Genomic DNA, 20,753 nt, shown 5'->3' with positions numbered 1-20,753 from the left:
TAGTTCCTATTTTTCTTTTAGCTTGCCTGTCCCACCTTCGACCACTCCGTCACTTTTAACTACACTGATTAGGGTTCCAAAAAAACACTTGATATCCAAAGCCAGTGAGATGTGGCTGACATAGTAGCCGTCTAGGGCTGCCTTTTTGGGAATGGGCAGTTCGTCACGTCCGTTAATCTGGGCCCAGCCGGTGAGGCCAGGCAGGAGGTCATTGGCCCCATACTTATCCCGCTCCTCTATCAGATCATATTGATTCCAAAGGGCTGGTCTGGGACCGATGATACTCATATCACCGACAAAGATATTCCAAATTTGCGGTAGTTCGTCCAAGGAAGTCTTTCTGAGAAACTTACCAACCCTGGTAATCCACTGATCGGGATTTTCCAGGAGATGGGTCGGTGTATCCTTGGGAGTGTCTATCCGCATGGTCCTAAATTTCAAGATATAAAAATGCTTCTTGTGGAGGCCAACCCGCTTTTGCTTAAAGAGAATGGGCCCTTGCGAGTCTAGCTTGATAGCTAGGATTAGGATGATTAGTAGCGGTGATAAAAAAATCATTCCCAGAAAAGAGAAAATGATGTCCAGCACTCGCTTTACAATTTTATACACAGGATTCTCCCCTTTATCTTTTCTATTGTTGGGCAAATTGCAGCAATTTTTGCTTTAACTTCTCATCATCGCAGGCTGAAAGGCTAGCGATGAATTGATCTACCCTGGCCTTGGATAGCTGATTGACCCGGCCTACAAAGATTTTTTCATAAACCTGCTCATCGATTTTCTCGGTAGCTGAGAGCAAGTCCTCATGTAATTTCTCCCCTGGTCTAATCCCACTTTCTACCACCTCAATATCCTCTTCTGTATAGCCGCTCAGGGTAATCATTTTCTTGGCTAAATCAAGGATTTTGACTGGTTGCCCCATATCCAGGACAAAGACTTCTCCCCCCTGCATCAGGGCCCCTGCCTGAATCACTAGGCGACTGGCCTCTGGTATGGTCATAAAGTAGCGGGTCATCCGAAAGTCGGTCACTGTTAGGGGGCCGCCTTTAGCTATCTGTTCCTTAAAGAGGGGAACGACACTGCCCCGACTACCCAGGACATTGCCGAAGCGTACCGCAGCAAAGAGGGTGTGGCCCTCCTCATTGAGGCTGGTGACAATCATCTCTGCCACCCGCTTGGTTGCTCCCATGACATTAGGAGGATTGACCGCCTTATCTGTCGAAATCATGACAAACTTTTTGACCGCAGCTGCCTTGGCCGCCTCGGCTACATTCAGCGTTCCATAGATGTTATTTTTTACCGCTTCAAAAGGATTGTACTCCATCAGGGGAACATGCTTATGGGCGGCTGCATGATAGACCCGGTCTGGTCGATAGCTTTCCATGATTGAGAAGATGCGCTCCCGATCCTGAATATCTGCAATAATCGGAATCAGCTCAATTTCTCCCCTGTACTGGCTTGAGAGTTCCTTATGAATCAGATAAATGGAGTTTTCTCCATGTCCCAGTAAAATCAAACGTGCTGGGCCAAACTTGGCCACCTGGCGACAAAGTTCAGAGCCGATAGATCCACCTGCCCCAGTCACTAGGATTGTCTTGTCCTTGATATTATTAAGGAGGCTGGACTGGTCTAGGTCTACTTCCTGGCGCCCCAAAAGGTCCACAATATCAATCTCTCTTAGCTTACTCACACTGAGCTGGCCCTTGAGGACCTCCTCATACTTGGGCATGGCCTGGACCTTGACCCCAGTCTCTTGACAGAGGTTCAAGATTTTTTCATACTCCTTGGGCTTCAAAGAGGGAATGGCTATGACAATCTGCTGGATTTCATAGTTGGTGACAATTTCCGGAATTTTCTCCTCTGTCCCGACTACCTTAATCCCATGTAGGAAGGTGCCTTGTTTTTCCTTATTCTTGTCCACAATTGCAACAATCTTCAAGTCCTTGGAACCCTTAAGGGCCGTCTTAATGAAGAGGTCTGCCCCGTCTCCTGCCCCGACAATCAAGGTTCTAAGGCTGGAAGAAGCAGCTAATTCTCCCTTGCGGCGGCCGCTCTCCAACTCATAAAACATGCGCCAGGATAGACGAACGGCTACTGCAAACAAGATAGAAAAGACACAGCTCAAGAGCAAGAAACGATCGCTCAGATTTAAAGCAAAAAGATATTCGGATGCAAATAAGGTTAGATAGATAGCGATAAAGATTAAGGAAATCTTGCTTAAGCTCTTATAGTCTGTATAGCGATTGATAATCGAAAATATTTTTGTACACGAGCCAACTGCCAAATAAAGGAGACCTACATAGGTCAATATTTGAAAGAGAGCTAGGTTGGAGATTTGGATATAGTTGGCCAGGAAAAAATAAGCCACATAACCACTCAGATAGATGAGGACAGTGTCCACTATCATCAGTATTATCCTTTTTTGTCCCCTTGTCAATTCCATAATAATCCTACTTCTTTTCTTTCTTACATCTTCTTCCCATAATTACCGTAGTTGCCATAGTTCCCATAGGAGCCATAGCGGTCTAGTTCGATATTATACTTATTTAAAATCACTCCCAAAAACGGTGTCCCGGTCTGTTCCAACTGGCTCTTGGCCTTCTGAACGGACTTGCGTTTGACCCCTCCTGCTTCTGCTACTAGGATACTAGCATCACATTGCTGGGCCACAATGGCCGCATCGATAACCAGACCCAGAGGTGGTGTGTCTACAATGATGTAGTCATAGTACTTGCGCAGGATATCCAACATACTATTAAAGTTCTTGCTCTGAAGGAGGGCTGTTGGATTAGGCGAAACCTGGCCAGACTCGATGACCGAGAGATTGTCCACATCGGTCTCGCATAGGCCTTGAGATAGGTCAGCATTGCCTGATAGGTAGTCGGTCAAGCCGGTAATTTTCCCCTTAGCCTTAAAGACTCCTGACATGACGGAATTACGGATATCGGCATCGACCAGTAGGGTCTTATATCCTCCACGCGCAAAGGCAATGGCTAGATTGGTCGAGGTCGTCGACTTTCCTTCATTGGGCTGGACCGAGGTTAGGGCCACTACCTTGATGTTGTCGCCACTAAGCTGGATGTTGGTCCTTAGAGCATTATAGTATTCTTCCGTTTGAATGATTGATGCTCGCTTATTTCTTGATAATTCTAATATTGGCATGTTTTCCCCTATTTTAACTTACTGGTATCTGGTACAATTCCTAGTAGGGTAATCCCCATCACTTCTTCCACATCTTCTGGTTTCTTGATTCGATCATCTAGGACTTCAATCACAAAAATCACGACCACCATCAGGACTGCTCCTGCTAAAAAGCCGACTAGGACATTTCTGCGGATATTGGGTGAAGAAGGATTTTTAGGGACTGGAGCCTCTTCGAGAGTGGTGACATCTGAAACCTTGGTCACCTCGATAATCTTGGCTGCTGCGGCCTGGCGCAGGGAATTAGCCACCCGGCTAGCCTCTTCCCCATCTGAACCCTTAACGGTAATGGAAACAATCCGCGTATCCGTAGGGACGGACACCAAAACCTTAGAGGCCAATTCTGTGTTTGTGAGGGAAAGCTTGAGGTCAGCAATCACATGGGCTAAGACATCTTGAGATAGGATAATCTCCTTATAGTCCTTTACCAGATAGGTCCCGGCCTGCAAGTCCTGGTTGGTCAAGGCATTAGTATCTGCCTGCTGGCGGTTAACTACATAGATTCGAGTGGTACTTTCATAGACAGGCTTGGCCAAAAAGAGGCTATAACCTAGCGATAAGATAGCAAAGACCAGGGCCGATAAAAGAAGGAGAAACTTTCTTCTCCACAAGGTCTTCAAGAGGGATAGTAGATCGACCTCTACCACCTGATTTTCTTGGTTTTTCATTTCTTCTCCTATATTAGTTCATCTTTTAAAAGGATTTCTTGATTTTTTCTAAAGAGGCTGTCTGCTGCTGACTGGCCGTATTTGTGGCTAATCAACTGGTAGGCCTCCTGCATATAAGGGGGCCGAACTTTGAGGTTGTGCATATCGCTAGCGACAAAGTGGACCAGATCTTCTTCCAAAAAGAACTGGGCCCGTTTTTTCATAAACTTATACTTGTCACCCCAGAGCTTGGCCTTGAGGACACTGGAGCTATTGATTTGGGTATAGCAGCCCATGTTAATCAACTCTCGGACCCGCTTGGCATTTTTTTCTAAGGCATGGTAGCGCTCGATATGGGCAACAACCGGAGTCAGACCCAGGCGCAAAATATTGCTTAGGCCCTGGTGGATTTCCCGATAGGGGGTGTTCATACTAAACTCGATGAGGACATAGCTAGTCCCTGCTAGATGGGGGATTTCTCCTCTTTCTAGCTGGCTTAAGGCCTGGCTACTATAATAGATTTCAGCCCCGTATAAAATTTCCAAGTCCTCAGCCACTTCCCGGGCCAGGTCTTGGACCAGTTTAAAGTTGCTGGCAATCTTGTCCTCAGCTGTTTCAAAGAGGCCCTTGCGACGGTGGGAGGTGGCAACAATGGTCCTGACTCCCTGACTGTAACTTTCACGCAGCAAGGCCCGGGTTTCCTTTGCCTCTCGGGGGCCATCATCCACATCAAAAATGATGTGGGAATGAATATCAATCATCTTATTTTCCTTCCATTACAGCCTGGATAGCCTCTTTCAGGCTAGCTAGACTGGCTTGATCTGGCTGCAACATATAAAGGTTAGAGCCCGGCATAGCGTAAGAGGGCAGGTCATTGCTTCCTGTACCAATCAAGGCTTGAGATTCAACCTTGTAACTACCACCTGACTCTAGCTGGCCGTTAATCAGATTCATCATGGTTTCCAAGGCCATATTGGTCTGGACAGAGTCCTGGAGGCCTGAGATAATGGCCCGGTAATTTTTCAGGGCATCTGTCGAGGTTAATTTTTTAATAACCGCAGCGATTACTTTTTCCTGATTTTTACCCCGGTCATTGTCTCCACCACTGAGCGAGTAACGCTCTCGGACAAAGATAAGGGCCTGTTCTGAGTTCAAATGGATCTGTCCCAATGGGAAGTTTTGACCACCAGCTGTAAATTCCTGGTCATTTTGTAGGTCAATCCCTCCCAGGAGGTCAATCAGTTTCAAGAAGGAGCTAAAGTTGAGGCGGACATAGTAGTTGATATCAATACCATAAAAATTCTCCAGGGTATGGACAGAAGCATCTACCCCATAGATGCCTGCATGGGTTAGCTTGTCCCCCTGGTTGGCTCCACCGTCCGCAATCGGAAGGTAAGTATCCCGCGGAGTTGTTGTCAGCAGGACCTTCTTGGTCTTACGGTTGACGGTCATAATGATATTGACATCTGAACGGGAAACTGAAGTGATAGCCCCATAGGTATCAATACCGCTAATGTAGATATTAAAGACATCCGCATTGGCTGCCTGCTTTTCCTTGGCCGTCTCGACCTGCTTGGTAAGCTTAAAGCTGTAAATCTTCTTAACCTTGCCGGCATAGTCAGGGTGCTCGGTCTGGAGAACATTTTCAAAAACTGAATTTAAAATCATGGCCGGAGCCTCCCCATTGATGAGGGACTGGTAGGCCGCTAGATAAGAGGGAGAGCTATCAACAGCTAGATTGAGCTTTTTTGTCTGGCTCAAATGGTCGGTCAAGGCCTTGATGTTTTCAGCGTCATTGCCCAGAGGAGCCAGGACCTGACTCAGCTGGCTGACATCCTTAATCTCGCTATCGGCCGGAACTAGAATGCTCATTTCATACTCGGAATAGCTGGCTGTGGAATTTAGACCGCTTGAAAGGTCCACGACTTCCTTCAGAGCATACATGGCTCCTGAACCAAGCAACAAGGAAAAAAACAGCAACAAACTAGTAAATCGACTAGCCCTTCCAGCAACAATCAAATATGTTGCTAGAGCAGCAATCCCTATCAATAAACCAGTAACCACAATATTTAGAGCACGAAAGGCCAAAATATTATAGCGGAAAATTGTAAAGATTAGCAAGGCTGCCAGCAAGACAAACAAGCTGAGCAGGGCAGAATTCACCAATTTGAGCCGTTTTTTAGTTAAAAAACGAGATTTTTTTTTCTTAGACATCCCTAAATCCTTTTTCATAATTACTCCATACCATTATAGCACAAAAGGTAACATTTTTTAAGAATTTTTTAAGAAATGTCCAAATTTTTTACAAAAAAGGGAGAAGAAAAGGAAGAAGGCGGCCAACTAGTCCACCTTCTCCTGTCTTTTTTTAGCTGTCTGACGGTTAAAATTTAAAAATAGCAGGGTCAAGGACCAGGTCATCAAGCAGACCAACAGAGCCAAGAATAGGCTATTTGAGGCCAAGAAAGAGGCCAGTAAAAAGCTAACGAAAGCTACCAGTCCCATGGAGCCCAAGAGCCTCTTGGTCAAGCGCCGATCGGGCTGATTATGAATGGCTAGAAACAAGCTCCCCAGGTAAAAGAGGGCTAGACCGATAAAGAGAAAGGCCAGTAAAAAGAGGGGATGAACTTCTTTTTCCTTGAGAAAGCCAAGGGAAACAGTAACCATGCCGAGGCCGATAAAGATGAGATAATGGGTGTAGATAAGGGCATTTCCCGTCGCTCCCTGACCGCTTTCATCAATCAGGTGGTCAATCTCGATGATGTAGAAGAGAAAAAGACCAGCTACAATCAAAAAGACTAGGACAGACAGGACAGAAAAGGCCGCCGGCTAAAAGTAAGGAGCAATCCCAATCAACATCTCCCCAAAGGTAATAATCACCAAGAGCGAGAGCCGTTCCAGTAGATGGGGAAAGTTGGTGGGAACCAGGCCCATCAGGCCCGTATAAAGCATGGGCATGAGGGTGGTTAAGACAATGACCACAAAGGAGAGAAAGGCCGAAAAAGGATAGGGCAAAAGCAGGCAAAGAGCCAGCAAGCCAGTCCTAGCTACTAGGAGATAGGAGAAAAATCCAATCACTCGACGGTTATTTTGGTCCTTGGCCTGGAAATATTCCCAGATGTACTGCAAGGCCAGCAGGGCATTGAGGGCAATGACTAAAAAGCTAAAGTGGAAAAAATTAGTAATATTAGTCCAGTCACTGGAAAAACTATTGGACAGGGCCAGGACCAGGGCCATGCTCAAGAGCATAAAGGCCATATTTCTAAAGGAATTTTTCCCATAACGATTGGTAAAAACGGTCTGAATCATCCAGGTATTGATGAGGACAATGAGGGCGACCAAGTAGGAAACAAAGGCCGCCAGGGGAACGAGCCCATGATGTAAATGATGAATCAGGGCCGTCATCTGTGAAATCGCATAAACAAAAACCAAATCATAGAACAATTCGGTCAACTCGACTTTTTTGTGAATCATATCTTCTCCTTTAAATAGTAACTATATCCAGCTCCAAAGGCTAACTTAAAGACTTTTCCAAGATCAAGCACTAGGTTAGTAGCCAAGATTTTTCTAAAAAGTCCCAAGCTCGGGCCTAAGTCTAGTATGAGTGACACTGCAAGTAGCAATCAACTACTTCCACCCCTACTTGAAGGGGCAACAACCTCAAATAAATAGGTTCAAAGTGCTCGATTTGCTAGAAATCAAGCAAGAAATGGTCAAGAAAGGTCTCCTCTTAGAAGACTTAGCATGTCATCTATTATAGCAGTTTCTCCTCCAAAGCAGGACAATTTTGTCCAGGGAAGAAAATTCCCTCCCTTGGAGAGGCCCTATCCACAGACCCTAAGCCGGGGAAACTTGCAGATAAAACAAGCCAGACTTGTCTCAAAAAGCAGTCCGGTAAACTGATGAAGGTTGCGGATAAGGCTAGCCAAGACGGGACAAGAAACGCCCCCTAGACGGTGTAACCTTGCGGATAAAGCCGAGCACAAAAAAACAGCCCCGTGGGCTGTGAAAGGTTAAAGATGTTTATCTCAACCTCAACTATGTAAATGGCTTAAATCAAAATCCTGAAAGCTGGGCGTCGCCTGCTTGCGCGCCTGGGCTATCCTGGCCCTGCGGGCCTCTTGCTCCTGCTCTTGGACCCAGGCCAGATAGGCTAAAACTAGGTCATCTTCCCTTCTTTGTCGGGCCTTGCGCCTAGCCCGCCGATGCAGCAAGAGGGCTTTCAGAAAGCCATAGAGGAGGACCAGTAGAAAGAGGCCTCCAAAAAAGATAAGGGTCCCGATTGGATCTTCTATATTTTCAACCATTTCAACCTCCTAGATTACTTCATTTCGTTTCACCTGCTCATAGGCTGCTGTTCCATCATTGAGTTTCTTCCAGATGACCACCCGCTCCTCCTTGAGCGACTCCTGAACATCGATAATTCGCTGGTTGGAAGAACCACGAAACTGCAACATCAGGTTTTTCTTACTAAGATCAAAGCGGCCGTCTACCAGAATGTCAATCAGACCGAGCATTTCCAGTTTGTCCTCTGTCTCTAACATCATCTCTTCCCAAGTATAGCCCGTCCAGGACCAAATATCCTTGTCTGGTAGTTCCCGACGAATCCGCTTGATGAGGGGAATTAAAATCCCCGTATTTAAAAAGGGCTCTCCACCCAGCAGGGTCAGGCCCTGCACATAGGGCTGGGCCAAATCCTCCATGATTTGTTCTTCTAATTCTTCTGTATAGGGGATGCCGGCATTAAAGGACCAGGTGGCTGCATTATAGCAACCCTCGCAATGAAACATACAGCCACTGACGTAGAGGGAATTTCTGACCCCTTCTCCGTCCACAAAATTAAAGGCTTTATAGTCAATAATACGGCCCTTGCTCAGCTCCTCACTCTTCCATTCCTGGGGTTTGGGATTGTTCATAGCTCCTCCAAATCTAGCCAGTAACGCTCTACTCCTTCAATCTTATTGTCATATTGACCGCCATTGGCCAAAATCACCTGCTTACTGGCCAGATTGTCCTCATCACAGGTGATTAAAAGGTGCTCAAGGCCCAGCTTTTTGGCTTCTAGCAGGCCCAAACGGAGCTGTTCTTTGCCCAGCCCCTGGCCGCGCTCGCTCGGACGAATGGAATAACCGACATGACCACCCTCGACAAAGGTCCGCTCATTGAGGGCCAGACGTATAGAGAGAAAGCCCAATGCCCGCCCTTGATCATCGAAGGTAACAAATTGTGCTGCGGGTAGCCAGTCCTCGGGTAAATTCTCTCCCTGCTCATGCTGGGCAATGAGTTCCAGCCAGTCCTCATAAGTCTCGACTAATTGCCAGGTCGAGCCTAGACCTCCATGCATATAGCTGCGCGCGGCAATAAACTCATCAATCATATCAATAATAGCCGCCTTATCGGCTAGGCTTGGTCGTCTTAATTCCATAGTTACTCCTAGTCTAAATCAATCCAGTAACGTTCTCCCCCAGCTCTGGTATCCTCATAAATGCCACCATTGGCTAAAATCGTCCGCCGGCTGGCTTCATTGTCTGGCGAACAAGTCACCAGGACCGACTTGATATTTTTTTGGCTAGCTTGTCGCAAACCTTGGCGCAAGGCTTCCTTGGCATAGCCCTTGCCCCGCTCACTCGGCCGAATTGAGTAGCCAATATGGCCACCCCGCTCCAAGAGAGCCTTATTTAAGCGCAAGCGCAGATTGAGAAAGCCCAATGCTTTCCCTTTTTGATCAAAGGCGACAAACTGGATGTAGGGGACAAAACCGTCTCTCAGGCCCAGTCCCACTTCTGCTGCTTGAATTTCAGCTAGCCAATCCTCATAGACAAAGTCTTGAGCTCCGAAAAAGCCGTCATCTGGACTCTTGGCCGCCCGAAACTCTGCCACCATATCCATAATGGTTATCTTGTCTGCTTCAGTCGGTCTTCTTAGCTCCACCTAGTTCTCCTTTTTTCTCCAAGAACTGCTGGCGCAGGCTGGCTAAACGCTCTTTTTTGCCACCGCCACCCTTGGAATACCTTTCATGAAAACGTTGAACCAGGGCCTTGCCCTTGTCATCTAATTGATATTTTCCCATTTCAATTAGGCCTCCTTTTTGCCAGAATACTTAATCGTTGAGCCGTTCATGTGCTTAACTCGAGCAGAAATTTCCTTATGGCGGCCATTAACCATAGGCCGCGCCTGAGGATTACCTAAATAACCACAGGTCCGCTTGACCACATCGACCGTTTTAGGATCGCTATTGCCACAGTTAGGACAGGTAAAACCACGCTCAGTCGGAGTAAAGTCTCCCTCAAAATCACACTTGTAACAGCGGTCAATCGGAGTATTAGTGCCTAGATAGCCCACACGGTCATAGGCATAGTCCCACACAGCCTCTAGGGCCTTGGGGTTTTGTTGCAAAACAGGATATTCACAGTAGTGGATAAATCCTCCTGTTGCCCCCGCTTCTGGATAGACCTTTTCAAAGTCCAACTTTTCAAAGGGGGTAGGATTTTTCCGAACATCATAGTGGAAGGAATTGGTATAGTATTCCTTATCGGTAATATCAGGCACCAGGCCAAATTTTTCCCTATCTAAGCGGCAGAAACGGTCCGTCAAACTCTCTGAAGGAGTCGAATAGACTGAAAAATGATAGTCATACTGGTCAGACCATTCCCCCACCAACTTTTTCATCTCTTTGACAATCTGGACTGTAAAGTCCTTGGCCTCAGGGTTGGTCTCCCAGTCCCTACCATAAAAGACAGCAGCCACCTCATAGAGACCGATATAGCCTAGGGAAACCGTTGCCCGCCGGCGATTAAAGAGCTGGTCCACCTGGTCTTGCTTGCCTAGTCTCTTACCAAAGGCCCCATATTGATAGAGGATAGGGGCATTGCTAGGGCTGGCTTCCTTGGTCCGCTCAACCCGATAAACCAGAGCGTCCTCTGCGATATTCATCCGCTCATTAAAGAGGGCCCAGAACTTAGTCAAGTCCCCTTCTGACTCTAGGGCAATCCGCGGTAAATTGACCGTTACGACCCCTAGATTCATCCGGCCAGAGTTAACCTCCTGCCCTTGCTCATCCTTCCAACCTTGGAGGAAGGAGCGGCAGCCCATGGGCACCTTGAAAGAACCCGTCAAATCAATAATCTTATCATAGGAGAGGACATCAGGGTACATACGCTTGGTTGCACACTCCAGGGCCAGCTCTTTGATGTCATAGTTGGGACTAGTTGCTTCTAGATTAAGTCCCCTTTTAAGGGTGAAGATAAGCTTGGGAAAAATAGCTGTCCGATGTTCAGCCCCAAGACCTGCAATCCGAATCTGCAAAATAGCTTTTTGAATCTCCCGTTCAAAACGATTGGTTCCTAGACCAAAACCTAGCGAGGTGAAGGGAGTCTGACCATTGGAGGTAAAGAGGGTGTTAATCTCATATTCCAAGGACTGCATGGCATCATAGATGTCCTTTTGGGTCTTGGACCAGGCATAGTCCTCTTGCTTGTCAGCCAGGACCCAATTTTGGGCATCGGCTAAGTGCTTTTGATAATTCTTTTCCGCATAGGGAGCCAGGACCTCATCGATCCGATCGGCTGAGCAACCCCCGTATTGGCTAGAAGCGACATTGGCGATAATTTGTGAGATTTGGGCAGTAGCCGTCTGGATAGACTTGGGGCTCTCCACCTCAGCATTTCCAATCTTAAAGCCCTTGGCCAACATTCCTTCAAAGTCAATCAAGCAGCAGTTGGTCATGGGAGTATAGGGACTATAGTCCAAATCATGGTAGTGGATGTCCCCCTTTTGATGGGCATTGGCTACATGGCTAGGCAATAACTTCAAGCCGATAGACTTGCCGACAATCCCCGCCGTCAAATCCCGCTGGGTGTTAAAGACATTGCTGTCCTTGTTGGCATTTTCGTTGACCACTGTCTGGTCCTTATTTAAGAGCTTGTCAATAGTAAAGTTGATGTCCGTTGCCTGGGAGCGCTCAAAGTCCTTCTGGGTCCGATAGGCAATGTAGGCTTGGGCGATGGCATATTCATTAGCTCTTAAAAGTTCATGCTCCACAATATTTTGGATTTCATAGATTTTAATATCCTCGGCAAAGCGGCTGGCAATCTCGGTCAAAATAGCCTCTAAAACCATTTCCAACTTGGCCTCAACTAGAGGGGACATCTGACTGATGGAAGAGGCAGCCTTGACCAGGGCCTTATATATCTTGTCCAAATCAAAATTAACCTTCCGGCCATCACGCTTAATCACATAAATCTGGGGGTTGGTTAGTTGTTTTTCTTCTCTTAAAGTAATCATGGCAGTTCCTCCGTTCATAAGACATATTATATCACTTCCCAATAAAAAATCAATATATTGTGGAAAATTTCTTAAAATTTTATTTTAACCACAATATATTGATTTGTTTTATTTAAGTTGGTAGAGTTGGAACTGGCTTAATTGGAGGTCTACCTCCTCATAATTGCTCCCTAATTGCTTCTTGACATCGTCCAGAAGCTCCACATCCTTATTGACTAGGATATACTTGGCTCCATTGTCTCCTAGCTGGTTGCTTAGGGCAATCTTGTTTTCGGACGTTCCCAGGTAAAGGCTGGGACTTAGGATAGAGGCTGCCGATAGGTGACCGCTGGCCTGATAGAGACTGGCTGTCTTGTCCCAGGCATAAATTTTATCGCTCTTCTTGGCCTTATCCTTAATGTAGAGAGCTACCTTGGAGCGCTCGTTCGTCTCCTGCCCTTCCAAGATATAGGTCTGCACCAAGGGAGCAACCACTAGATAAATCATGGCAAGGAGGGGAAGGAAGAAGCTAGCGGCAAAGTAGGAGCGAAAGACAGAGGGTCTCCTGCGGGAGCGACTATGCCGGCCTGCAGCCTCTTGAAAGCCCCGATTAAGCCAGAAAATCAGCAAAATCATAGCAAAGGGCAGGCTGACTAGAAGCTGGTAGGCCCCTTGATCTGGCCGCAAAATATTGATAATTAGACTGGCCAAGAGCCCCAAAATAGCTAGGAGGCGAACAGGCCAATCATTCTTATTATCCGAAGGACCCAGGGCCATGAAGATAGCGCTGAAAAAGCCCAGAGCTAGAGCCAAGCCCAGATAAAGTAGGAGGTTCCCCAAAAGCCCCCCATGACTAAAACTGAGACTATCCCAGGGATAGGTGACCTGGCTGATAGCAAAACCAAAACTACCATTCCAGACAGTCAGATAACCCAAGGGATAAAAGACCAGGGAAAAACCAAAAAGGTCGGCCAAGAGCTGGTAAAGACCCCGAGCCTTTCTCTTGCGGGCAATATTAAAGATAGTTAAAACGATGAAACTTAAGACATAAAAAAGAACACTGGTGACCGGCTCAATCATAAAGGCCAGGGCTCCCACAGCCCCAAACAAGATAAAGGTCTTGTCCCGAGTCTGGTTATGACTATAACGGGCGACAAAGTAGGCCCCCCAGAGGATAAAGGGCAGGACAAAGATACTTGCGTAAAGTCCGCCAAAGCCCAGGGTCAAGACCAGGAGGTAAAGCAGGGGCAGGATTTTTTGAGCCAGCTTTTCCTTGCCAGTCAATAGGTAGGTCAAGCGAAAGAGATAGACCCCAGCAAAGAGCAGGGCAAAAAACTCTAAGGCAGCAAATAAAATTTGCCCCATAAAGAGGCTCCCCAGCCAGTCGATTAGGTAATATAAAAGACCACTATTCCCATAGAAATGACCGTAGGCGACCTGGCCCTGGCTCATGGCCCAGCCAGCATATAAATTTTGGCTTTGAAGATTGTTGGCCAGAGAAGTCAAAAAAGGATTGGCCACACTTAGAATACTAAGCAAACCACTCCATAAAACCATCATAAATAAGGGTAGCCCTAGGTCCTCTGCCCTCTTGGGAGCTTCCTGGGGGCTGAGTGTTTTTTCCTGTTCTGGCTTTTGTTGCAAATCAGACATAATGATTCTCCTTGATATAAGTCCTTACTAGTATATCAAAAAGTCACTTTTCTGTCAGCTTGCTTCCTTAGCCTGTTTTTTTATGAGGGCCACATAGCGCTCCAAGTCTCGAAAACGGTGGTAGGTCTGGGCCTGGTAGCGGTCCAAAAAAACCTGCTCCTCACTAGTTAATTTAGCCATAGCCACCTCCTCTACCTTAATTATTCGTAAAACCAGCCAAAACTAGCCTCAAGAACCAGCAACTAGTAGAGCCTGGGTGGAGCAAAAGGTGGGATAGTTCTATGAGAAAATTTTCTCCACCATTGAAACTTCCAGCAGAAAGGTCTTGCCCTCCCCAAACATTATCAGAAAAACCTATAAACTATCTAAGAGCTAAAATCACTGTCAAAAAAACGATTTTCTGACTAAAAAAAGAGCCCGAGGGCTCTTGGTCCAGCCAGCGGACCTTTATATCTTGGTCTCCCTATAACATGGGTGCAAACAACTGGACTATCTCTTTTAGGAGGCGTTGGTACCAGGTGTTTTTTATGGCCCCCTCATGAATTTCCTGAGAGACCCTAAACATGGCTTCAAAATCCTCTTTAATTTCCTTTAATGATGGCGTCTGATACATTAAAACAGCATTTTCATAGTGATGGACCAGGCTGCGGTAGTCAAAATTTATGGTCCCAACCACAGCCAATTCATCATCAGCGATTAGATTTTTACTATGGACAAAGCCCGGCTGGTACTCATAAATCTTGACTCCAGCCTCCATCAAATCCCGATAGGCCCCCCGAGTAACTAGCTGGATGAGGCGCTTATCTGGGATAAAGGGGGTCAAGATTCGCACATCTACTCCCCGCATGGCCGCATTTTTGATATCTTCGGTCAAATCATAACCGATAATTAGATAGGGAGTGGTGATATAGACATAGTCAGTAGCCTGACTGATGATATTTTGATAGACATTTTTGCCGACCTGGGCCTTATACATGGGCTTGGGCCCACTCCCATAGGGAACATAGAGGCCACCAGCCCCCTCAACCGCCATATTGTCCAGATGGTACTGGTCAAAATCACTAATTTCTCCCTGATTGATGTACCAGTTCATCAGAAACAAACGAGTAAAGGCCTTGACCGCCCGTCCATTCAGCCGGACTCCCCCGTCTTTCCAGTGGCCGAAACGTTGGATGTGGTTGATGTATTCATCAGCCAGATTGATTCCCCCCGTATAGGCAATCTGCCCGTCGATAACCAAGATTTTCCGGTGGTCTCGATTATTATAGGCCACCGTCATTCGAGGAATCACCTTGTTAAACTTATGGGCATCAATGCCCAGAGCCTGGAGCTTACGAGTATAGTTGCCTGGCAGGGTAGCCATACAGCCGATATCATCATAGAGGAGCTTGACCTCGACCCCCTGGGCCACCTTTTCTTTCAGAATAGCTAAAATACTATTCCACATCTTGCCCTCTTCAATGATATAGTATTCTAGAAAGATAAATTTTTGGGCCGTCTTTAAGTCCGCGAGCAGGGCCTCATACATGTCCTCTCCCAGGGCAAAGTAGCGCGAGGACGTCCCATCATAAATATCTGCATTATGGTCCATGCTCAAGAGCGACTTGATAATTCCATAGACCGACTTATCTTGCTCCTTGAGCCTTAGTCTCAGTTCATAACTATTGTCCTCCCGAAACTTCATGGAGTCCATCTTTTCCAGCTGCTTCATCTCCTTCTTGGACAGGCGCCGCTCCCCAAACATCAGATAAATCAGAGAGCCGACCACCGGTACAAAGGCAATCAAAAGCCAGGTTACCTTGCTTTCAGGAGTCATGGAGCGATTGACAATGGAGAAAATCGTAGCCACCGTCAGGATAAAGACAAAGACAATCCACAAGTCCTGGTTAACCTGCCCCAGATAAAAGAAAAGCCCAAAAACAAAGCCCAATTCTAAAATCATGATAATGAGACTGAAACCATATTTTGACATCAAGAGCTGGAATTTTCTCACAGGACTCCTCCTTATTTTTATTACTTCTAGTATAGCGACCCTTCCCTAATAAATCAAGCCCCTAGAGAAAAGCGGGACCTAAGGAACTAGCCAGCCTCCCCTTTAGCCCCCTAGGATTGGCTGAAAGGACTGGACCTCTTTTAAGAGGCAGGCTCCCTAACTAAAGTTTTTTACTATTAAAAAAGGGAGGCTATCCCCCCTTCCTTTTTATTGCTTGGTATAAACCACTGTATCGTCGTCGTCCAATTCCTGATCGCGGTCCTCAATGGTCAGTTGGTTGCCATTAACATAATAGCGCTTGACGTCATCTCCAATAATCATGGTCTGGTTATTAGGATCAACTTCCACCTGCTCAATTTCCTGCTCCCCGTCCCTTTCAATCTTGGTCAAACTTCCCTTGTTGCCAGAAAGCGTCAGGGTTAAGTCATCCCCTTCATGGCTAGCCTTATAGGTCCCGTCCAAATCTGAGGGAGCTGCCACCGAAGAAGAACTGCTCGTATTAGCAGAGCTAGTTTGGGAGCTGCTGGAGCTGGCGCTACTAGAACTAGCAGAGCTAGCTTGACTGCTGCTCGCTTGGGAGGAACTGGAAGAGTCTTGCTTGGAATTTCCACAGGCTATCAAGAGTAGGCAGACCCCCAGCGAGGCTACTATTAGAGATAGTTTTTCTATTTTTTTCATGGTTTTAGCTCCTTTCCTTTTCTAAGTATATTATACCAGAGAAACTTGAAACCGTAAACAAATTAGCTATGGCCATCCGCCAGCAGGGCTTGGCGAACCTCGGAAATAAAGTAGAGCGAGCCGGTCACAAAGAGCAGTGAGGTTTGCTCTTTTTTTTCTTGAAAATCTTGAATATAGGCTAGATAATCAGGCCTATAGGCAAGCCCCGCCACATCTGCCTCCTCTAAGGCCTCCCCATAGGCAAAACTAGTCACTGTCAGCCTGGCTGCTGGCAATTCCTGCTTGAGATAGGTCAGCATAGCCTGATAGTCCTTTCTTTTCAAGGCTCCAAACAAGATTTCCACCTGATCGACCTTTTGCTCCTGGATAAAGTCCACCAAGCGCTTTAGGGCAGCCAGATTATGGGCCCCGTCCAAGTAAATCCGAGGTTTGACCTCCTCCAAGCGACCAGCCCAGCGAGTTTGCTCCAAGGCTGTCCTAAGTGCCGAAGCCGAAATCGGCCACTCCCGCTCCTCCATAAAGAGGCAAAAGGCGGCCAGAGCCAGGGCGGCATTCTCCTCTTGATGAGCACCCACAAGGCCCAGACTCAAATGGTCAAACATATAATCTCGACTGACAAAAGCCCCCTCTATCAGGCTAAAATCTTCCCCATACTGATAGAGAGGAATACCCAAGTCTTCTGCCCTTTTCTGGCAAACCAGTTCTGCCTCTTCAGCCAGGGGCCCTATCAGGGCCTTTTTACCAGGCTTGAAAATTCCAGCCTTCTGCTCGGCTATGGCAGCCAGACTAGAGCCCAAGGTCTCCTGATGGTCCAGACCAACAGAGCTGATTAGGGCGAGCTCGCCTGTCACCACATTGGTTGTGTCTAAAAGCCCACCAATTCCGACCTCAATCAGGGCTAGTTCCACCCCTTCTTGGGCAAAATATAAAAAGGCAAGCAAGCACAAAATCTCAAAGTAGGAAAATTTATCTTCTCCCAAGATACTTTCTTCTAGGTCGGCCAAGCGACTAGCCAGGCGCTCAAAGTCCTGGTCGGAAATCGGTTGGCCGTTAATCGCAATCCGATCCTGAATCTTGACAATATGGGGCGAGGTGAAGGTTCCTACCTTTTTTCCATGAGCCTGAAAGAGACTGCTTAAAAAAGCAATGGTCGAGCCCTTGCCATTGGTCCCTGTAACATGGATAATGGGATACTGCTCCTGGGGCTGCTTGAAAAAGGCCACTGCCCGTTCCATCCGCTCCAAACCTGGCCGAAAATTTAAACCGATTCGTGAATCCAACCACTCTACTGTCCTTGTCATCTACTTTCCTTTATATCCTTACTTCTTAACTACAATCAAAAGGGCCCCAGCAAAAGAAGCCACTTTGCCTTGGACCAAGAATGAAACCTAAAAGGAGGCCAGGACTCTAAGTCCTAGCCTCCTTAAAGACCTTTTATTCAGCTTCTTCCATAAAGCTATTAAAGACTTCTTCAATCATATCCCATTCTGCATTGGCATCTTCTGGAATTGGTTGAAGGTCTCCCTCGGTTCCGTCCTCATTTTCAGTAAAGGAGTAGGCCTGAATTTCGACCTCACCGTTTTCATCTTCCTCTACATTAGCCGGAATGAGAAGGACATAGTTCTTCCCAAATTCTTCCTTGGCATCAATCGTCAAAAGAATCTCAAATAGGGTTTCATTGCCTTGGTCATCTACCAAGGTAATCAATTCCCTCTCTTCCTGATGATCATGCTTATGTTGCTCTGCCATTTTTTCTCCTTTATCTTTAAAAGTTACGATCCAAATAGTTTTGTAAAATCAGCTGGGCTGCTAACTTGTCAATCACTTTTTTACGCTTGCTCCGGCTAACATCAGCCTGCTCAATCAGCATGCGCTCAGCAGCTACTGTCGTCAAGCGCTCATCCTGATAGTCCACCGGCAACTGAAAGATTTCCTGGAGCCGCTGACCATAGGCCTGACTAGCCTCTACCCGAGGTCCGCTGGTATTATTCATATTCTTAGGCAAGCCCACCACAAAGCGGTCTACCTGATAGTCCTTAACCAGCTCCTTCAAGCGCTCAAATCCAAATTCCCCTTTTTCCTCATCAATCGGAATAATTTCTAGCCCCTGGGCTGTGAAGCCCAAAGGATCACTAAGGGCCACACCCACTGTCTTGGAGCCGACATCTAGTCCCATAATTCTCATTAGAGATCGATGCCTTGCCCTTTCAGATAATAACGAACCAATTCTTCGACAATCTCATCACGTTCATATTTACGAATTTGATTGCGAGCATTATTATAACGAGGCACATACGCAGGATCTCCACTGAGTACGTATCCTACGATTTGATTGATTGGATTATAGCCTTTTTCATTGAGTGACTTATAAACATCTGTCAAGGTCTCGCTAATTTCTTTCTTATTTGAATCATCAAGATTAAAGCGTACGGTTTCATCTGTAAATCCCACAACTACACCCTCTTTCATTTAGAATACTTATTATTATAGCATATTTCAGCCCTTTTCTCAATTAAATAAGGCTGAAAAGCAGCTAATTTTTAGCTTTCTTCTCCCTCTTGTCCAAGAAGCTTTCTAGCAGTAACTATTAGTCTAGTCAGCCACCTCAATAGCCCCATTTTGCTTTTGCCGCTCGATATAGTCGGTCGGTTTTAGCTTGACCAACTCCTTCAAACCAGCCGATTTGAGGACTGGAATGGCCTCTGCCTGCTCCAAATTGAGCTTTTTAAAATCATAGTGGCTACTTCTCTTGAGCTGATTGTCCACAATTTCATAGGTCAGACTAAAACCAGCCAAATCCCGCAGGGCCTTATTAGCCTCGTCTTGAGCAAAGGATTCATTGAGCATCTTCTGCGTTTCTTCTGCCCCAAATTGCTGGACTGCCTCCTGCAATTCGGCAGTCAGAGGACTGAGATCTTCCATGGTTAGGGCTAAAAACTGGTCCCCTTGATAGTCGATAATCTGGCTCTGCTGGCTAGTTCCCTCTCCCTTGGGAAAGGCCAGTTTTACCCTCTTGCTCTCCTTAGACGAGTCAGACTGAGACAGGATGGGTAAAGAGCTAGGCAGGGTTTCCTTATTATCGTCTGTCTTGGTCTCTTTTTTTGGACCACAAGCTCCCAGTAAGACCAGAGCCAAGGCTAGTGGTAATATTTTTTTCATGCTGGCCTCCTTAAGCTCGGAAAAATCAGAGCTAGCCAGAAGTTGTCAGCTACTGGCTTTGGGCCTGATGTCTCCAAGGTATCTATACCGCTATTGTACCACACTCACCCAACTTGTCAATCCTCAACTTCCGCAAACAATGCCCCTAAGCCCCTAGTCAGAGCCTAGAGACCTAGATCTGCGAGTGGGAGTAGAAGGACTAGGGGCAACAGAAATTCCCTAGGAAGAAAGACCAAAAGAAGCTCCAAACTACCTGACTTTTCGGGCCTAGGTCCAGACCTTAAACACTCACCTTCAGGCTTGAAAAGGACAGAATTTAATACAAAAACAAAAAAAGAGAGAGTCAAGCTCTCTCTTATAGGGCTGCACGTAGGCGAGCCTCTGCATTTTCAACATTGCGGACAGAACGAGGTAAGAAGGCCCGAATATCGTCCTCCTTGTAGCCGACCTGGAGACGCTTATCATCTACCAAAATCGGACTCTTCAAAATCCGAGGTGTTTCCATAATAATATCGATGACCTCATTGACACTGAGATCCTCAATATCCACACCAAGTCCTTTGGCATAGCGATTTTTTGAGGAAACAATGCTGGCAACACCGTTTTCTGTCTTTGTTAAAATATCTAAAATTTCTTCCTTTGTGATTCCTTCTTTACCAAGGTTTTGTTCTCTATAGGTTAATTGATGGGCGTTAAGCCAAGTTTTTGCTTTTTTACAGCTAGTGCAACTTGAGACTGTATAAATTGTAATCATGTAAGTACTCCTTTCGCCACACGATACGATACTAATATCGTAGTATATTATACCACAAAAACCATCGGTCTTGCGACCTATTTTACAAAATTTCTGTTCCAATGGTCCCAAGATGCCCAATTTTTCTGGATAAAATGACATTTTTAGATACTTATCTGTCATCTGTCTAAAATCTAAAAAGAGGTCGAGACAAAAGTCTTTGGCTTCTGAAACACATTCGGTTTATGCACTAGACGCGCTAGCCGCGTCAAAGATCCTTTCGCTTTACGCTTGCTTTCCTGCAAGCTAACAGCTTCCGGTCTTTTCCTTCTTTCCAGTCATTCATCGAATGCCTTGAGACTTCGTTCGCCTTTACCGGCTTCGGATTTTGAAACAAGCTTTGCTTGTTTCATCCGCAACCTTACACAGTCCA

22 protein-coding genes and 1 pseudogene are annotated in these 20,753 nt (G+C 46.3%); all 23 read right to left on the bottom strand.

Annotation, left to right across the window (positions count from 1 at the left end; genetic code table 11):
• Nucleotides 1-6: 6 nt before the first annotated feature.
• Nucleotides 7-609, bottom strand: a complete 603-nt coding sequence (locus tag C4K46_RS08420) for a sugar transferase (protein ID WP_209628479.1) — start codon at nucleotides 607-609, stop codon at nucleotides 7-9.
• Between the two features lie 22 nt (nucleotides 610-631).
• Nucleotides 632-2,434 carry a polysaccharide biosynthesis protein gene (locus tag C4K46_RS08415; protein ID WP_209628758.1) on the bottom strand — a complete coding sequence of 601 codons (1,803 nt, stop codon included), beginning with the start codon at nucleotides 2,432-2,434 and terminating at the stop codon, nucleotides 632-634.
• 29 nt (nucleotides 2,435-2,463) lie between these two features.
• The gene (locus tag C4K46_RS08410) at nucleotides 2,464-3,159 is read right to left on the bottom strand and encodes a tyrosine-protein kinase (RefSeq protein ID WP_209628477.1); all 696 of its coding nucleotides are present in this window, start codon (nucleotides 3,157-3,159) and stop codon (nucleotides 2,464-2,466) included.
• A gap of 8 nt (nucleotides 3,160-3,167) precedes the next feature.
• On the bottom strand, nucleotides 3,168-3,866 hold the full coding sequence (locus C4K46_RS08405; RefSeq protein WP_209628475.1) for a Wzz/FepE/Etk N-terminal domain-containing protein: 699 nt from the start codon (nucleotides 3,864-3,866) through the stop codon (nucleotides 3,168-3,170).
• A gap of 8 nt (nucleotides 3,867-3,874) precedes the next feature.
• The gene (gene cps4B / locus C4K46_RS08400) at nucleotides 3,875-4,606 is read right to left on the bottom strand and encodes a capsular polysaccharide biosynthesis protein Cps4B (protein WP_209628473.1); all 732 of its coding nucleotides are present in this window, start codon (nucleotides 4,604-4,606) and stop codon (nucleotides 3,875-3,877) included.
• Between the two features lies 1 nt (nucleotide 4,607).
• Nucleotides 4,608-6,059, bottom strand: a complete 1,452-nt coding sequence (gene cpsA / locus C4K46_RS08395) for an LCP family glycopolymer transferase CpsA (RefSeq protein ID WP_209628756.1) — start codon at nucleotides 6,057-6,059, stop codon at nucleotides 4,608-4,610.
• A 126-nt stretch (nucleotides 6,060-6,185) separates the two neighbouring features.
• Nucleotides 6,186-7,316: pseudogene (locus tag C4K46_RS10580) on the bottom strand (low temperature requirement protein A).
• 560 nt (nucleotides 7,317-7,876) lie between these two features.
• Nucleotides 7,877-8,149, bottom strand: a complete 273-nt coding sequence (locus C4K46_RS08380; protein WP_209628468.1) for a hypothetical protein — start codon at nucleotides 8,147-8,149, stop codon at nucleotides 7,877-7,879.
• Nucleotides 8,150-8,158: 9 nt separating this feature from the next.
• Nucleotides 8,159-8,758 (bottom strand): anaerobic ribonucleoside-triphosphate reductase activating protein, encoded by a 600-nt coding sequence (gene nrdG, locus C4K46_RS08375; protein WP_209628466.1) that lies wholly within the window; start codon nucleotides 8,756-8,758, stop codon nucleotides 8,159-8,161.
• Nucleotides 8,755-9,267, bottom strand: a complete 513-nt coding sequence (locus tag C4K46_RS08370; protein ID WP_209628464.1) for a GNAT family N-acetyltransferase — start codon at nucleotides 9,265-9,267, stop codon at nucleotides 8,755-8,757. Before C4K46_RS08370 ends, nrdG begins: the two co-directional genes overlap by 4 nt.
• Nucleotides 9,268-9,275: 8 nt before the next feature.
• Entirely contained in the window at nucleotides 9,276-9,773 is a 498-nt protein-coding gene (locus tag C4K46_RS08365; protein WP_209628461.1) for a GNAT family N-acetyltransferase, read from the bottom strand.
• The gene (locus C4K46_RS08360) at nucleotides 9,751-9,912 is read right to left on the bottom strand and encodes a hypothetical protein (protein ID WP_209628460.1); all 162 of its coding nucleotides are present in this window, start codon (nucleotides 9,910-9,912) and stop codon (nucleotides 9,751-9,753) included. Before C4K46_RS08360 ends, C4K46_RS08365 begins: the two co-directional genes overlap by 23 nt.
• A 5-nt stretch (nucleotides 9,913-9,917) precedes the next feature.
• Complete coding sequence (nrdD, locus tag C4K46_RS08355; RefSeq protein WP_245335176.1) at nucleotides 9,918-12,125, bottom strand: anaerobic ribonucleoside-triphosphate reductase; 2,208 nt, start codon at nucleotides 12,123-12,125, stop codon at nucleotides 9,918-9,920.
• 108 nt (nucleotides 12,126-12,233) lie between these two features.
• Nucleotides 12,234-13,757: a heme transporter CcmD gene (locus C4K46_RS08350; RefSeq protein ID WP_209628458.1), complete on the bottom strand. Its 1,524-nt coding sequence runs from the start codon at nucleotides 13,755-13,757 to the stop codon at nucleotides 12,234-12,236.
• Between the two features lie 54 nt (nucleotides 13,758-13,811).
• Entirely contained in the window at nucleotides 13,812-13,937 is a 126-nt protein-coding gene (locus C4K46_RS10620; RefSeq protein WP_275946379.1) for a hypothetical protein, read from the bottom strand.
• A gap of 283 nt (nucleotides 13,938-14,220) precedes the next feature.
• On the bottom strand, nucleotides 14,221-15,729 hold the full coding sequence (gene cls / locus C4K46_RS08345; protein ID WP_209628753.1) for a cardiolipin synthase: 1,509 nt from the start codon (nucleotides 15,727-15,729) through the stop codon (nucleotides 14,221-14,223).
• Between the two features lie 228 nt (nucleotides 15,730-15,957).
• Entirely contained in the window at nucleotides 15,958-16,428 is a 471-nt protein-coding gene (locus C4K46_RS08340) for an SP_0198 family lipoprotein (protein ID WP_209628456.1), read from the bottom strand.
• 62 nt (nucleotides 16,429-16,490) lie between these two features.
• Nucleotides 16,491-17,729 carry a bifunctional folylpolyglutamate synthase/dihydrofolate synthase gene (locus C4K46_RS08335; protein WP_209628454.1) on the bottom strand — a complete coding sequence of 413 codons (1,239 nt, stop codon included), beginning with the start codon at nucleotides 17,727-17,729 and terminating at the stop codon, nucleotides 16,491-16,493.
• 133 nt (nucleotides 17,730-17,862) lie between these two features.
• Nucleotides 17,863-18,177, bottom strand: coding sequence for a DUF1292 domain-containing protein (locus tag C4K46_RS08330; protein ID WP_209628452.1), 315 nt, complete (start codon nucleotides 18,175-18,177; stop codon nucleotides 17,863-17,865).
• Between the two features lie 16 nt (nucleotides 18,178-18,193).
• Nucleotides 18,194-18,613 (bottom strand): Holliday junction resolvase RuvX, encoded by a 420-nt coding sequence (ruvX, locus tag C4K46_RS08325; RefSeq protein WP_209628450.1) that lies wholly within the window; start codon nucleotides 18,611-18,613, stop codon nucleotides 18,194-18,196.
• Entirely contained in the window at nucleotides 18,613-18,879 is a 267-nt protein-coding gene (locus C4K46_RS08320; protein ID WP_209628448.1) for an IreB family regulatory phosphoprotein, read from the bottom strand. Before C4K46_RS08320 ends, ruvX begins: the two co-directional genes overlap by 1 nt.
• Before the next feature lie 141 nt (nucleotides 18,880-19,020).
• Entirely contained in the window at nucleotides 19,021-19,587 is a 567-nt protein-coding gene (locus tag C4K46_RS08315) for an SP0191 family lipoprotein (protein WP_209628446.1), read from the bottom strand.
• A gap of 355 nt (nucleotides 19,588-19,942) precedes the next feature.
• Nucleotides 19,943-20,341, bottom strand: a complete 399-nt coding sequence (spx, locus tag C4K46_RS08310; RefSeq protein WP_209628443.1) for a transcriptional regulator Spx — start codon at nucleotides 20,339-20,341, stop codon at nucleotides 19,943-19,945.
• Between the last annotated feature and the right edge of the window lie 412 nt (nucleotides 20,342-20,753).

This window comes from Streptococcus oricebi, from assembly GCF_017883985.1.
GTDB lineage: Bacteria > Bacillota > Bacilli > Lactobacillales > Streptococcaceae > Streptococcus > Streptococcus oricebi.
Note: the sequence above shows the minus strand (reverse complement) of the source record. Positions and strands in the feature narration are given on the sequence as shown.